Genomic DNA, 13,333 nt, shown 5'->3' on the forward strand with positions numbered 1-13,333 from the left:
TTGCTTGCTCTTTTGCAGTGCAAGGTTATTCTATGGGGAGATGTATGACTGTGTCATACCGTGGCTTGTCCACGGTATCCAGCAAAATAACTAAAAATACTAATATTATTAGTATTTTTAACTAGACCCCGTGGTCAAGCCACGGGGTGACAAAAATAATATCAAAATGCTAGATAATTTCATTGCAAATCAAGCAACCAAAGAGTTTTCAGTTAGTGAGATTTCTAATAAAATCAAAGAATTATTAGAAAATAATTTTGGCTATATTAAGGTAAAAGGAGAAATTTCAGGTTTAAAAATAGCAAGCTCAGGTCATGCTTATTTTAACTTAAAAGAAAATACCGCTATTTTAGCTTGTACTTGCTGGCGTCCTATTCTTGCTAAAATCAAATTTCCTTTAAATGACGGTATGGAAGTGGTGATTAGCGGCAAACTTTCAAGTTATGCAGGTAATTCACGCTATCAATTATCGGTAGATAATTTGCAACCTGCAGGACTTGGGGCTATGTTGCAAATTCTAAATGAACGCAAAGCTCGTTTAGAAAAAGAGGGACTATTTAATAAGAAACGTATTCCTATACCTTTTTTACCTGATAAAATAGGCGTTATCACTTCAATAACCGGTGCCGTTATTAAAGATATTATTCATCGTATTCGTGAACGTTTTCCGACTCGGATAATAATATGGCCGGTTAGTGTACAAGGCGAAAATTCCGGTAATGAAATTGCTGAAGCAATTGAAGGATTTAACAATTTAGAAGAGATAAATAAACCAAGTGTTATAATTGTTGCTAGAGGCGGCGGTTCTATAGAAGATCTTTGGTCATTTAACGATGAGATATTAGTACGTGCCGCTTATAACTCAAAAATTCCTATTATTTCCGCAGTAGGTCATGAAGTGGATTATACTTTAATAGATTTAGCAGCCGATAAAAGAGCTCCAACACCGACTGCTGCCGCAGAATTTGCTGTACCGGTACGATCTATTTTAAATAATACTCTACAATCTTATGAAAAAATATTATTGAATAATACTAGCCGGTTAATTAAGTATCACGAACAAAATATAATAAATTACGATAAAATACACAGATATCTCTCTCACTATATGAATAATAGACAGCAATTACTGGACGAAACCGGTTTTAATTTGCTAGATGCTTTACCGTGCTTTATTGAACTACAAGAAACAAAGATTAAATCTTTTTCTAAAGAAAGAGTTAACCCTGCTAAAATACTCAATTACAAAACATTAGAATTAACACATCAAACAGCTTATCTATCAAAATCGGCAAATAATACTTTGAAAAATTTTGAGTATAAATTAGAATTAAATAGTATGTTACTTGCAAGCCTTGATTATAATAACGTATTAAAACGAGGTTTTGCTATAGTTAAAGGGGAAACGGGTAATTTTTTATCTTCTAAAATTACTGCTGCAAATGAAAAAATTTTTAATATTAAATTTTCTGACGGCGAAATTAAAGTAGTTCGTAATACCGTCATTGCGAGCGACTAAAAGGAGCGTGGCAATCTCAGGAATTAGTATTACCTCATGAGATTGCCGCGTCGCTTCGCTCCTCGCAATGACGATAAAGTATTGCCGCGGGATGACACGTTAATTTAAAAAAATACAAACCATGAAAATTTTAAAGCTTTTTATTTTTATACTTCTCATTTCTAAAAATTTTTATGCTTTGAGCATAGGTGCAAACGAACAACAAGCAATTTTAGAATGCGAAGGGACAGCCGATAAAAAAACTTTGATAAGGTATATAAATGAGCCTTACCAATACTTAATTGCTACTTCAAACGGTCATACTACCGTTTCCGGTATGGATATAGAATTAATTAACGCTATTGCTGCAAAAATAGGTATCAATATTGAGTATAATCAAGATAGCTGGTACCAAGATCAATTAGATATTCAAAGCGGCCATGCTGACATGACAGCAGGAGCTACTTATACTACTGAGAGAAGTAATTATGCTCATTTTTCAAAACCTTATCGTCTTGAAGAATTATCATTATTTATTATTGAACCACTTGCCAAAAAGTTAAATTTCCAAAATGTTAATGAACTAACAGCACAAATACGTCTATTTAATCTTCAGTTAGGAATAGTGAAAGGTACTGTATACGGAGATCCTAAATTTACGGAGTTTTTATATAATGAGAAAAATCAAGATATAATTAGAATATATCAAAATAATATGGAATTGATAAATGGAATAATAAAGAAAGAAATTGACGGTTTCATTAGTGATCGAATTGTCGGTGCCGTTAATATTTTAGGAAGAACAATAGACAGGAATATATTAGAAGTTCCCTTAAATATTAAAACTCCTCTACATTTAATGTTTAGCAAAAGAACTGTATCTTTAAATATAGTTGAACAATTTAATTTTGCGATAGATGATTTTCTTGCAAGTAACGAGTATAAAAAAATTATTAAGACATACATATACCATATTCTGTTGCCTAAATCTATAGATTCTCGTTGGTGCCATGTTATAGGTTTACTTGGTTGCCTTGCTTTTGCTTTTTCGGGAATTATTTTGAGTAGCAGAAAAAATAGTACTTTATTCGGTACATTTTTATTTGCGGTATACCATCTGTTAGTAGCTGTATAATGCTAGATTTAATAGTAAACCATGATACCGGGCATTTAAACTTCTATTTTACTCCTTCTTATTTCTATTACATATTTGTAGTAGTTTTACTCGGTTTTACAATTATTAAATTATTCAGCTATTATAATAAACAGATTGCTGAAGATAATTATTTAGAACAATCATTAAATAATATAGTAGCAATTTGCGATTCATTCGGACAAGCAACTTTTATAATTATAGGAGTTGCAATGGTTATTATTCACAAAATTGAGCCTCTAAGTTTTTGGGGACCGTTTTTTGCTTTCATTACGGCTAATTGCGGTGCAATATTACGAGATTTTATTATGAAAGAAAATTCAATTAAGAGGATACCAAGAGGAGTTAGTATTGAAATCACTGTATTATGGGGTATAGCTTTTAGCGTATTATTAGATATGTATGGTAGTAATCCAAATTATCATACAATAAAATATTCAATGATTATAGTAATTTCCGGAGCATTTATTACTAGTCTCTTAGTTTATCATTTTGGTTTTCTTGAGTGGCGATTCCGTAATGAAAAATTAGAAGATATAGAAAAACAAACATGAAGATAGCTACTTGGAATATTAATTCCATAAAAACAAGACTTAATTTATTGCGTAATTTTTTATCTAAAGAAAATCCGGATATTTTATTATTGCAAGAAATAAAATGCGAAACCGAAAAATTTCCTTTTGATGAATTATCCGATCTACCTTATAATTTTTATGTTCACGGGCAAAAATCATATAACGGTGTTGCTATAATTTCAAAATTTCCTGCCGATGAAATAATTAAGGATTTTCCGAATAATTACTGCAGTGATCAAGCAAGATTCTTAGAAATAAAATTATCATTACCTATAGGGTTTTGTAATATAATCTCGCTCTATGCTCCTAACGGTTCATTTGTCGGCAGCGATAAATTTGCAGCAAAACTAGCATTTTATGATAATTTTATCAATTATCTATCAACTAAAAAATCTTTTGACGAAAAAACTATTATAGGCGGTGATTTTAATATTGCCCCGTTCGATATTGACGTATATTCACCTAAAGCCCTTGCTGAAACTACTTGTTTTACTGAAATTGAACAAAAAAAATTACGTACTATTCTAAATTTCGGGTTTGAGGATTTATATAGATTGATACATCCGAGTAAACAAGAATTTTCATGGTGGGATTATAGAGCCGGATGTTTTGAACAAAATAAAGGTATGAGGATTGATATGATTCTTAGTTGTAATAATACTATTGACTATTTAGAAAATTGCTATATGGATTATAATTTAAGGACTCAAGAAAAACCTTCAGATCATATACCGGTAATTGCTAGTTTTAGGGGATAGCATGGATCGGTTTTCCGTCATTGCGAGAAGGCATTTTTGCGTGGATATCTGAGTCGTCATTGCGAGGAAAAACTGCAAGTTTTGACGAAGCAAGGAAAAAAAATTCTGATTTACGAATTTTTTTTATTATTTTTCTGGATTGCCACGCAGTCTACGACTGCTCGCAATGACGGGGTGGTGTCCACGCAGGCAATGCCTCCTCGCAATGACAATAAAATAAGAAATAAACATATGTCTCCAAAATTCATGAAATTTTACGAAAAATATATGACGATTGTCGGTACAATCGGCAATTTTATGTTTTATGTACAGGCTCATAAGATTTTCACCTGCAAATCTTCGGCTTCCGTTTCTATGCCTGCCTTTACTATAAGTGCTGTTGCTCTTTGTAGTTGGCTTGTATACGGTATTTTAATAAAAAACACCCCTATTATAATAGCAAATATAGTAGGTTTTATCGGGGCATTATTAGTTCTCTTAACCATAATAATATATTAATAATGACTAAGAAAATCATTACTTTAGTTGGTCGTCCGAATGTAGGCAAATCAACACTTTTCAATAGATTAAGCATACGTAAAAAAGCTATTGTTCACGATTTGCCGGGTGTCACTAGGGATAGAAAATATACAGACGGTAAAATCGGCTCTTTTGAATTTTTGTTAATTGATACCCCAGGACTTGAAGAGAATCCTGATAGTATGGGAGAAAGGTTAATGGAACAGACTACTAAAGCAATTTTAGAGGCAGATTTAATTTGTTTTATGGTTGACGGTAGAAGCGGAATATTGCCCGATGATAAGCTACTTGGTAGCTTTGTTAGAAAATATAATAAGCCTGCTATATTGGTAGTTAATAAATGCGAGAAAGCTTTTGATTTTGATAAAGAGTACTACAAATTAGGGTTTGATAGTATGGTGGCTATCTCTGCCGAGCATGGCACAGGCTTAATTGATTTATATGATGAGATTATTGCCAAGTTACCTGAAGAAGAATCAATCGAGACAAATATAGCCGATCCAATTAAAGGATATTGTTTACAGATAGTAGTTAGCGGCAGACCTAATGCCGGAAAATCTACTTTTATAAACGCTCTTATTAATGATGAAAGATTATTAACCGGTCCTGAAGCCGGTATTACTCGTGAATCGATTGAAATTGATTGGCAATATAAAAATAATCATATTAAATTAATCGATACTGCAGGACTCCGTAAAAAATCTACTATCACAGAATCTTTAGAAAAATTATCGGCATCAGATGCTATTAACTCTATTAAATTTGCTAATACCGTAGTCTTAATGATTGATGCTTTAGCCCCTTTAAAACAGCAAGATTTAAATATTGCAAGCCATGTGGTAAATGAGGGAAGAAGTATAGTTATAGTAGTAAATAAATGGGATTTAGTTAAAGAATCCGAAAAAGAAGCATTTCAGGAAGAGTTTTATTATCAGATAACTACTCATTTACCTCAGGTTAAAGGAGTCCCGGTGCTATTCATTTCAGCGATAAATAAACAAAATATTGAACAAGTTTTAGATGCTTGTCTTAAAATTTATAAAATTTGGAATAAGAAAATAACTACCAGCAAATTAAATGAATGGCTTAATTTTACTACGGAAGCACATCCACTGCCTCTACAAAAAGGCGGTAAAAGAGTGCGTGTAAAATATATGACTCAAACAAAAACCCGCCCACCTACTTTCAAATTATTCTCCAATAATCCGGAAAAAATTACCGATAGCTATACCAGGTATTTAGTAAATAATATGCGTGAAGCTTTCGACATGCCCGGCATTCCTATTAGATTTACTTATGTAAAAACCAAAAATCCTTATGTGTAGTTTAACATTCACTAATAACAGTTTAAGCACAGAAAAATCTGAATTAGATATATTACTAGATAATATTACTGACTCTAATTGTCATCATGAATTATTAAGTGATGATAAGACTAAAGGTAATGAAACATGGTAAATTATATACATGTTGAGCGGCTTATTATTTCTCTCTGTCATCCCGTGATTTATTCACGGGATCCAGTAAAACATATAAAAATTTATTTTTATATGTTTATTTTGTTAAACATGTAATGTAAGTAACAATGTTGAAGTTATTTTTTTCTAGCCCCCTAGTCAAGCTATGAGGTGACAGTGAAAAGCCCATGAACACTCACATTTTTCTATGCTCCTCTAACGGATTTTCCCATCTCTCTTTGTCTTTCTTCTAATACTTTACTTGTATGCGTTCCTATCGGTTCTTTATCTTTACTAAATTTACTTTTTCCTAAATTAACTATAGTTTCTGCTACTACTCCTAGAACTTTCGGATCTGACAATAATTTTAACGCCGGCACTATAACTTTACCGTATTCATGTTTGCTAAATTTATCGGCAATTTTAATTAATTCAGGTGCATGTTTACCGACTATCTTTACTAATTTTTCACCATCTAGTTTTAATTCTTGACCCTTAGGTGTTTTGTTTAAAAACTCATCTACAACAGGTCCTAAACTACTTGCATGTTTTGTTAATAGTTCAGGAAGGTCTTTTTCAATGATTTTACTTATTTCCGGATTATTATTTTTAATTTGTATCAAAGCACCAATCAATTCCTTTACCTCTTTTACCTTTTCTTCTTTTGATTTCTCTTCCTTCGGAAATGACTTAATTAACTGGGCTTTTTGTATTATATCGGCAATTTTATCGCTATCGGAAAGAGAGAGGCTTGCAAGTTTATTAATTGACGGCAGAGCATCTTTTAAAAAAGGCGTAGATGCGTCTAGTGCCTTATGTATAAACTCCGGATCTTTTCCTTTTGATTCTATTCTTCCCATTACTTTAGGATGTTTTAAAACATCTAATATACCCTGTTTATTACTATCTAAATATCGCGGTAATTCTTTTTCTAAAACAGGATATAAATTATCAATAATTTTTTTAGTATTTTCAACTAAATCTACTATTTGAGGCTTTTTGCCTTTTAATAATTCTTTTTTAGTTTCAGTATCTAACCCTTCCATATTTAGGTTAATTTTAGTCCAACGCTGATTTTCTTTAAGCTGACTATAAGCTTTTATAGCTGGAGGAACAGTTTTAATTAATTCCTCACTGGAATTTGCAAGTAGTGCTACTGTATTTGCAATTAATTCAGGTCTAACAATTTTTTGTGCCTTATTATTTATTATATTTTCCGTAATCTGAACTAATCCCTTTTGATTATCAGGATTTTTTAAAAATTGTACTAAATCTTTATTAATAAGGGGCTTTACTTTGTCTGAAGTAATAATGTCATGTATATTTTTTAATATAGCACCTTGAGATGACTCGTTTTTTTGTTTAACATTCTTATATATTTCTTGTACTTTTGGGTTTAAATCGCTTTCTAGTGCTTTAGATATTAAATCTACCCCTAATGTAGATAATTCTCTGATAAATTTAGGACTTATTTTGTCTAATACATTTATTTTGTCTGTTTCGGAAGTTTGAAAGTTTTTTGTTATTTTATTAAGTCGTTTGTTTAAAATAGGTGTAAGAAGATATGGGATAACGGTAGATTGCAAGATATTTTCTTTTGAACTAGCTGAGATAGTTTCGGAATGTAAAACAGTAGCACATTTTTTTATAAGCGGTTCTGCATCTACTATCATCTTGCAACCGGCTTCAATAGAACCTGCACTAGTAGCAGCACTTTTTGCATTTCTCAGGTTATTAATTTCTGTTACAAGGTCTGGTAAAACTTGAGCCGCTTCCCATGTAAATTGCAATGCACTCGCACCATCTCCGACTGCTTGTATAACACTTTGTATTATACCTAAATTATCTTTATTACGATCTAGATATTGTTTATTTAACTCATCATATTTTTTGTTACCTGTTTCAGCCCCAATAGCTGCCCATCCTGCTTCAACCCAAGAAAGGTTTTGATATTCTTCATCAAGTTGTTGCTTTATATCATCAATGGATTTCTGCTCTTGGCTTTTAGACATTTAAATACCTTTATATAATTTAGGTTCTTACGTACGATTTCTAAAAAGATTTAATTTTGTTAATTTTTAAAATCATGGTTATCTTGCAATGTTTTTTTACTATAATTCTTCATTTACCGGTAAATCCATATTAACCTCTCCACATAATGAAACAATATTCTCCCTTACCTGAGGATCTATATCCAGGTTGTTATGCTCTTTATTTCCCTGAGTCCAGTCGTAGTAATAAGGGTTAGGCCATAATTCCGTGACTTTTGGCAAAGATTCTGGCTGTATAGTACCAAACTTATACTCGCGTTTTAAAGCTTCAGCCGGTATCCCCCCTGTATCGCCAATACGATATATTTGCGAGTAATGCCAAATCGATTTAATATTATTATCAATATCTATATGGATTATATAATGTTTACGTTGTATATCATTAAAAAATGCCGCTGCTATAAGCGATATATCAGGATATTTTTCTATATTTACTAAAGCTATATTTTCTAAGTTTTCGGGGCATTGAACAATTCTATCTGAAGCCGTTAATCTTTTAAACTCTTCCTCGCCTATTTTTTCTTTTAGTCTACTTTTGTATTCTTGTTCTTTATCTGAAGGAAATACTATTTTATCGTTTTTACAATCAACTAAAAAAGGAGTTTTAATAGCATATTTAATAAATAAATCTTTTAGTTTCATAATAATAAATTTTTTAATATATGCGGCTATAATATTAATAATTTGTTATATGTCAAATCATATCTTCTAGTCTATCTAGGTAATGCTTTAAAAATCGTAACAACTTCGCTTCAGGGCTTAAGTTTTTCACAGCCCATTTTTTTATCCAAGGTTCGGCGAGCTGCCACATATTAACATTCCCGTCTAACTGCCTGCCTATCCCTTCAACCATTATCAAAGTCTTTTGCAATAGCAATAATTCCGGTTGTACTTCCATACCGAAATCTTCAGTGATTTTAAATAAATGTGCAAGTAACTTACCTATGGAAATATTTTTCGTGGGCGTACCTACAATAGGCTCAGTAACTGCTCTACAACTCCCTGCGAATAAATCTAAATCGGTATTTGATGGGATGTAGCCGGCTCTTAAATGTACTTTAGCAACCAATTTATAATCACGTTTTAAAAAACCAAATAAGCTTTCAGCAACGGCTAAACGATCTTTTTCTTTAAGTCTACCCATAATGCCAAAATCTAGTAGAATTATCTTACCTTGCTTGTTTACTAAAATATTTCCTGCATGTAAATCAGCATGAAAAAATCCATCTCTATAAGCTTGATTGAAAAACATTACGGCAAAATCCTGAGCTATTTTTGCGGGCTTTAATCCCATTTCTTTTAGCAGAACAGTATCATATATAGATGTTCCGTCTAACCACTCGGTGGTTAGGATATTTTCTGATGTTAAGTCCCAATATATTTTAGGGATTATCACATTAATATCATTTCGCATATTATCCATAAGCTCAGAAGAAGCTGCCGCTTCTAGCCTTAAATCAAGCTCAAATCTCATAGTTTCATGAAATTTATCAACTACTTTAATCGGTTTTAGCCTTTTTGCTTTAGAAAATTTTGAGATAATTTTTGCAAGAAAATATAGCAGCTTAATATCTCTATTATATTTTTTATGAATACCAGGACGCAGAATTTTCACCGCAACATATTCACCGGTTGTGAGTTGTGCCTTATGTACTTGCGAGATTGATGCGGCTGCGACTGGGTTGTCGTCGAAATGTAGGAAAGGGAGGGTGTCATTGCGAGCATTCGTAGAATGCGTGGCAATCTTTTGCTTACTTGCTGAGATTGCTTCGTCGACATAAATATCTCCTCGCAATGACGCTATCAACTTCCTCGCCACCCCACCATCAAACGGAGGTAATTTATCTTGCAGTAACCTTAAATAATCTGCTATCTCTGCCCCTACTAAATCCGGTCTTGTTGAAAGAGTTTGTCCGAATTTAATATAAATAGGTCCAAGATCACTTAAACAATCTATTAAACGTTTGCCGTAATCTTCTTGTGATTTTTTTATTAACGAGACAGGAGCAAAAAATAAAGCTAATATATAACCGATAAACCTGAAATATTTAGGACTTTTTGAATCAATTAGGATTTGTTTTTTACTGATGATACGAAAAATACGTATTAAATTAAAAAAATTACTTATCATATCTTATACGCACTGTGGATAGCAACTATTCCGCCGCTCAAATTTTTATAACTAACTTCTTCAAATCCTGCTTCTTTAAGCATTATTCTAAACTCGTCTTGCGAGGGAAATAACTCGATACTTTCAACCAAATATTCATATGCCTCTTTATTACCGGTGATTGCCTGACCGATGGTAGGTATAATACTAAATGAATAAAATTTATAAAAATCTTTAAAATAACTTTCTTTTACCTTTGAAAACTCAAGGCATATAAACTTACCCATCGGTTTTAGAACCCTATAAGCTTCTTTTAAAGCTTTATTAATGTCAGGGACGTTTCTAATACCGAATGCTATAGTATAATAATCAAAACTATTATCTGAAAAAGGCAGTTCTTCGGCACTTGCTACAGTAAATTTAAGGTTCTGAAATAAATTAAGATCAATTGCTTTTTTCTTAGCATTCTTTAGCATCTCTTCATTTATATCACTTAAAGTTAAAGCAATATTATTGCCTCTATCTCTTGCTTTTTTAGCAAGCTTTAAAGCTATATCACCGCTACCACTAGCGACGTCTAATATATTAGAGTTAAGATTTGGAATTTGCTTAATAAATTCATCTTTCCATAAGCGATGTAATCCAAAACTCATTAAATCATTCATTAAATCATACTTATCAGCAACATTAGAAAAAACGTTATTTACTAACCCTTGTTTTTTAGTGTAGTCTACTTTTTTAAAGCCAAAATTTGTTTGGTTCATAGTTTTTTATTATAAATATTAGTATCAAATGCCGGAACTTCCTGAAGTAGAAACTCTTAAAAACTCCCTGAAAGATAAGCTAATCGGGCTTATTATAGAAAATGTAGAGTTAAAAAGAGATAATTTACGTTATAAGCTATCCCCGCTTTTATCTACAGAAATCTCAAATACTAATATACTGGATGTTAGGCGTCGTGCAAAATATTTAATTATAGATTTTAATAATGATTATTCTTTAATAGTTCACTTAGGCATGAGTGGTAGATTTACTCTGCAACCTTCTAACTATGAAGCTAAAAAACACGATCATGTAATTTTTGATTTAAATAACGGTGAAAAGTTAATTTTTAACGATACTAGACGATTCGGAATGGTTTATAGCTATAAAACTAATTTTTTGGAGAAAGAGTTTTTTAATGATTTAGGTATAGAACCGTTTGCTGATTTATTGACGCTAGAATATTTAAAGGATAAGCTAACGACTAGAAAAGTACCTATAAAAAATTTAATTATGGATAATAAAATTATAGTCGGAGTCGGTAATATTTACGCTTCAGAAAGTCTTCATTTAGCTAGAATTCATCCGGATAAATTAGGTAGCGATTTAAAGGATGATGAAATAGAAAATTTAATTAAATCGATTAGAGAAGTGCTCGCTAAAGCTATAACTGCCGGTGGTACTACTCTTAAAGATTTTGTAAACGGCGATAACAAACCTGGCTATTTTACCCAGCAACTTACGGTTTACGGTAGAGAGGGACAAAGTTGTTTAAACTGCTCCGGTAATATTATCAAAGCAAAACATTCAGGAAGAGCTACTTTTTATTGTAAAACCTGCCAATATACTTGACATATTTTTTAAAACTATTTATAAAGCATTAATTCAACTAATGATTGTAATAGTATATGAAAATAAAGCCGGTGGTTATGGCAGGTGGCAACGGTAAAAGATTATGGCCCTTATCATCTAAGGATAAACCGAAACAATTTAAAAAAGTACTAGGCGAGCTAACGCTACTACAAGAAACTTTAAATAGAAATAAATTTCTAGGAAAACCTACAATAATAACTTCTGAAAAATACGAATTAATTACTAAAGAACAAGCAAAAGAAATAGATGTAGAAATAGAATTAATTACCGAGCCTTTACAAAAAAATACTGCCGTTTGTGCCATTATTACGGCATTATCGGCTAAAGCACAAGGATTTGATATTGTAGTATTACTACCTTCAGACCATCATATAGTGGATAATATAAATTATCTTAATACTATAAATAAAGCTTTACATTATGTTAATGAATTCGGTATTTGCACTATAGGTATTCCTATAAATGTTATAAGTACCGAGTATGGGTATATAAACACAGAAATATCAATTGCAGAAAATATTTATCTAGTCGATCATTTCATCGAAAAACCTATATTAGAACAAGCAAAAAAATATTTTCAAAGTAATGAATATTTTTGGAATTCAGGAATTTTTGTATATGATATTAACTTCTTCTTAAACTTAGCAATGAATCTTCAAGCTGACTTATTTTGTATTGCAGAAAAAGCATTTAATACTGCAGTAAAAAATGAGAATAGTTTGGCAATAGATGAGGAGGCTTATAATGAAATTGAAGCTATTTCTATAGATAATGCCATAATGGAATATATTTCGGGTATGGTCATGATAAAAGCTGATTTTGCTTGGAACGATCTTGGTACTTGGCACTCCTTATTGCAGGTAAAACATCAAAATATAAATGATAATTATTGCGAGGGAAACGTAGTAACAAGCAATACTACAAACTCTTTCATTAGTTCTAATAATAAATTAACTACCGTAGTAGGTCTTGACAATGTCATAATTATCGATACTATGAACGGTCTTTTGGTTGCCGATAAATCAAAAATGAATGAAATCAAAGAATTAGTAATGAAAATAGAACAAAATTAAAATGAATGATTTAGAGAAAGCTAAAATCCTATTTACTGCTCTTTTTAACGGAAAATCTGATTCATCACCGAATTATGAAATATATGAAAAAGCATTTCTAAATAATATTTTATCTTCTGAAGAAATAAAATTAGAAATTATGAAAGGAAATAATGAAGCTTGTTACATTCTTGCTAAAACTTACGAAATAATTAATCGTAATCCCCAAGATGAATATAACTCTATGTTATTAATATTGATTGGAAGTAAACTCGGAAATACAGAATGTACACAGCTTGTTCGTTCATATCCTACAAAATATACAAGCTTTGAGTCTACTGTTAATAATTTTATTCAGAATTATATAGGACAATCTAATATCACTTTTGATGATGCTATATTATCAGCTGCTTACTCCGATACTTTAAATACTTCAATTTTAGGAGACCAAAATTATAATAATATATATAACCATAGTTGAACACATATTATTACATAATTTACTACTAATATTCAAGGCTATTG

Annotated in this window: 14 protein-coding genes and 1 pseudogene; 11 read left to right on the top strand and 4 right to left on the bottom strand. The window is 31.4% G+C overall.

Annotated features, from left to right (window positions below):
* The first annotated feature begins 166 nt into the window (after positions 1-166).
* From xseA to H6P87_RS05550, 7 genes are all read left to right on the top strand, one after another.
* On the top strand, positions 167-1,519 hold the full coding sequence (gene xseA, locus H6P87_RS05520; RefSeq protein ID WP_202068963.1) for an exodeoxyribonuclease VII large subunit: 1,353 nt from the start codon (positions 167-169) through the stop codon (positions 1,517-1,519).
* Positions 1,520-1,640: 121 nt separating this feature from the next.
* Entirely contained in the window at positions 1,641-2,633 is a 993-nt protein-coding gene (locus H6P87_RS05525; protein WP_246437815.1) for a substrate-binding periplasmic protein, read from the top strand.
* Positions 2,633-3,205: a trimeric intracellular cation channel family protein gene (locus H6P87_RS05530; RefSeq protein WP_246437817.1), complete on the top strand. Its 573-nt coding sequence runs from the start codon at positions 2,633-2,635 to the stop codon at positions 3,203-3,205. Before H6P87_RS05525 ends, H6P87_RS05530 begins: the two co-directional genes overlap by 1 nt.
* Positions 3,202-3,984 carry an exodeoxyribonuclease III gene (xth, locus tag H6P87_RS05535; RefSeq protein ID WP_202068965.1) on the top strand — a complete coding sequence of 261 codons (783 nt, stop codon included), beginning with the start codon at positions 3,202-3,204 and terminating at the stop codon, positions 3,982-3,984. Before H6P87_RS05530 ends, xth begins: the two co-directional genes overlap by 4 nt.
* Positions 3,985-4,215: 231 nt before the next feature.
* A complete protein-coding gene (locus tag H6P87_RS05540) occupies positions 4,216-4,482 on the top strand; it encodes a SemiSWEET family sugar transporter (RefSeq protein WP_202068967.1) in 267 nt (88 codons plus the stop codon).
* Positions 4,483-4,484: 2 nt separating this feature from the next.
* On the top strand, positions 4,485-5,828 hold the full coding sequence (gene der / locus H6P87_RS05545) for a ribosome biogenesis GTPase Der (protein WP_202068974.1): 1,344 nt from the start codon (positions 4,485-4,487) through the stop codon (positions 5,826-5,828).
* Positions 5,821-5,961 (top strand): hypothetical protein, encoded by a 141-nt coding sequence (locus H6P87_RS05550; RefSeq protein ID WP_202068976.1) that lies wholly within the window; start codon positions 5,821-5,823, stop codon positions 5,959-5,961. The genes der and H6P87_RS05550 overlap by 8 nt, the downstream gene beginning before the upstream one ends.
* Before the next feature lie 205 nt (positions 5,962-6,166).
* On the opposite strand, the gene H6P87_RS05555 is transcribed toward H6P87_RS05550, so the two are convergent.
* From H6P87_RS05555 to ubiE, 4 genes are all read right to left on the bottom strand, one after another.
* Positions 6,167-7,972, bottom strand: coding sequence for a hypothetical protein (locus H6P87_RS05555; protein ID WP_202068978.1), 1,806 nt, complete (start codon positions 7,970-7,972; stop codon positions 6,167-6,169).
* Positions 7,973-8,071: 99 nt separating this feature from the next.
* Entirely contained in the window at positions 8,072-8,290 is a 219-nt protein-coding gene (locus H6P87_RS07395) for a hypothetical protein (protein ID WP_202070144.1), read from the bottom strand.
* A gap of 415 nt (positions 8,291-8,705) precedes the next feature.
* Positions 8,706-10,142: a 2-polyprenylphenol 6-hydroxylase gene (gene ubiB / locus H6P87_RS05565; protein WP_202068989.1), complete on the bottom strand. Its 1,437-nt coding sequence runs from the start codon at positions 10,140-10,142 to the stop codon at positions 8,706-8,708.
* Positions 10,139-10,885 (bottom strand): bifunctional demethylmenaquinone methyltransferase/2-methoxy-6-polyprenyl-1,4-benzoquinol methylase UbiE, encoded by a 747-nt coding sequence (ubiE, locus tag H6P87_RS05570; protein WP_202068991.1) that lies wholly within the window; start codon positions 10,883-10,885, stop codon positions 10,139-10,141. The genes ubiB and ubiE overlap by 4 nt, the downstream gene beginning before the upstream one ends.
* A 28-nt stretch (positions 10,886-10,913) precedes the next feature.
* Between ubiE and mutM the strand changes: the two genes are divergently transcribed.
* The 4 genes and pseudogenes from mutM (at position 10,914) to H6P87_RS05585 (ending at position 13,289) form a co-directional block, all read left to right on the top strand.
* Positions 10,914-11,735 carry a bifunctional DNA-formamidopyrimidine glycosylase/DNA-(apurinic or apyrimidinic site) lyase gene (mutM, locus tag H6P87_RS05575; RefSeq protein WP_202068993.1) on the top strand — a complete coding sequence of 274 codons (822 nt, stop codon included), beginning with the start codon at positions 10,914-10,916 and terminating at the stop codon, positions 11,733-11,735.
* Positions 11,736-11,797: 62 nt separating this feature from the next.
* Positions 11,798-12,568 (top strand): annotated as a pseudogene (locus tag H6P87_RS05580) (mannose-1-phosphate guanylyltransferase); the annotation flags it as partial.
* Positions 12,560-12,829 carry a hypothetical protein gene (locus H6P87_RS07560; protein ID WP_410528059.1) on the top strand — a complete coding sequence of 90 codons (270 nt, stop codon included), beginning with the start codon at positions 12,560-12,562 and terminating at the stop codon, positions 12,827-12,829. The pseudogene H6P87_RS05580 and the gene H6P87_RS07560, both read left to right, overlap by 9 nt.
* A 1-nt stretch (position 12,830) precedes the next feature.
* Entirely contained in the window at positions 12,831-13,289 is a 459-nt protein-coding gene (locus tag H6P87_RS05585; RefSeq protein WP_246437831.1) for a hypothetical protein, read from the top strand.
* Positions 13,290-13,333: the final 44 nt, after the last annotated feature.

Origin of the sequence: Rickettsia tillamookensis, assembly GCF_016743795.2 — a bacterium.
Lineage (GTDB): Bacteria > Pseudomonadota > Alphaproteobacteria > Rickettsiales > Rickettsiaceae > Rickettsia > Rickettsia tillamookensis.

Excerpts from the sequence above, each read along its gene's own strand:
- xseA (WP_202068963.1), top strand. The coding sequence starts at position 167 with ATGCTAGATAATTTCATTGCAAATCAAGCAACCAAAGAGTTTTCAGTT.
- H6P87_RS05525 (WP_246437815.1), top strand. The coding sequence starts at position 1,641 with ATGAAAATTTTAAAGCTTTTTATTTTTATACTTCTCATTTCTAAAAAT.
- H6P87_RS05530 (WP_246437817.1), top strand. The coding sequence starts at position 2,633 with ATGCTAGATTTAATAGTAAACCATGATACCGGGCATTTAAACTTCTAT.
- xth (WP_202068965.1), top strand. The coding sequence starts at position 3,202 with ATGAAGATAGCTACTTGGAATATTAATTCCATAAAAACAAGACTTAAT.
- H6P87_RS05540 (WP_202068967.1), top strand. The coding sequence starts at position 4,216 with ATGTCTCCAAAATTCATGAAATTTTACGAAAAATATATGACGATTGTC.
- der (WP_202068974.1), top strand. The coding sequence starts at position 4,485 with ATGACTAAGAAAATCATTACTTTAGTTGGTCGTCCGAATGTAGGCAAA.
- H6P87_RS05550 (WP_202068976.1), top strand. The coding sequence starts at position 5,821 with ATGTGTAGTTTAACATTCACTAATAACAGTTTAAGCACAGAAAAATCT.
- H6P87_RS05555 (WP_202068978.1), bottom strand. The coding sequence starts at position 7,972 with ATGTCTAAAAGCCAAGAGCAGAAATCCATTGATGATATAAAGCAACAA.
- ubiB (WP_202068989.1), bottom strand. The coding sequence starts at position 10,142 with ATGATAAGTAATTTTTTTAATTTAATACGTATTTTTCGTATCATCAGT.
- ubiE (WP_202068991.1), bottom strand. The coding sequence starts at position 10,885 with ATGAACCAAACAAATTTTGGCTTTAAAAAAGTAGACTACACTAAAAAA.
- mutM (WP_202068993.1), top strand. The coding sequence starts at position 10,914 with ATGCCGGAACTTCCTGAAGTAGAAACTCTTAAAAACTCCCTGAAAGAT.
- H6P87_RS07560 (WP_410528059.1), top strand. The coding sequence starts at position 12,560 with ATGATAAAAGCTGATTTTGCTTGGAACGATCTTGGTACTTGGCACTCC.
- H6P87_RS05585 (WP_246437831.1), top strand. The coding sequence starts at position 12,831 with ATGAATGATTTAGAGAAAGCTAAAATCCTATTTACTGCTCTTTTTAAC.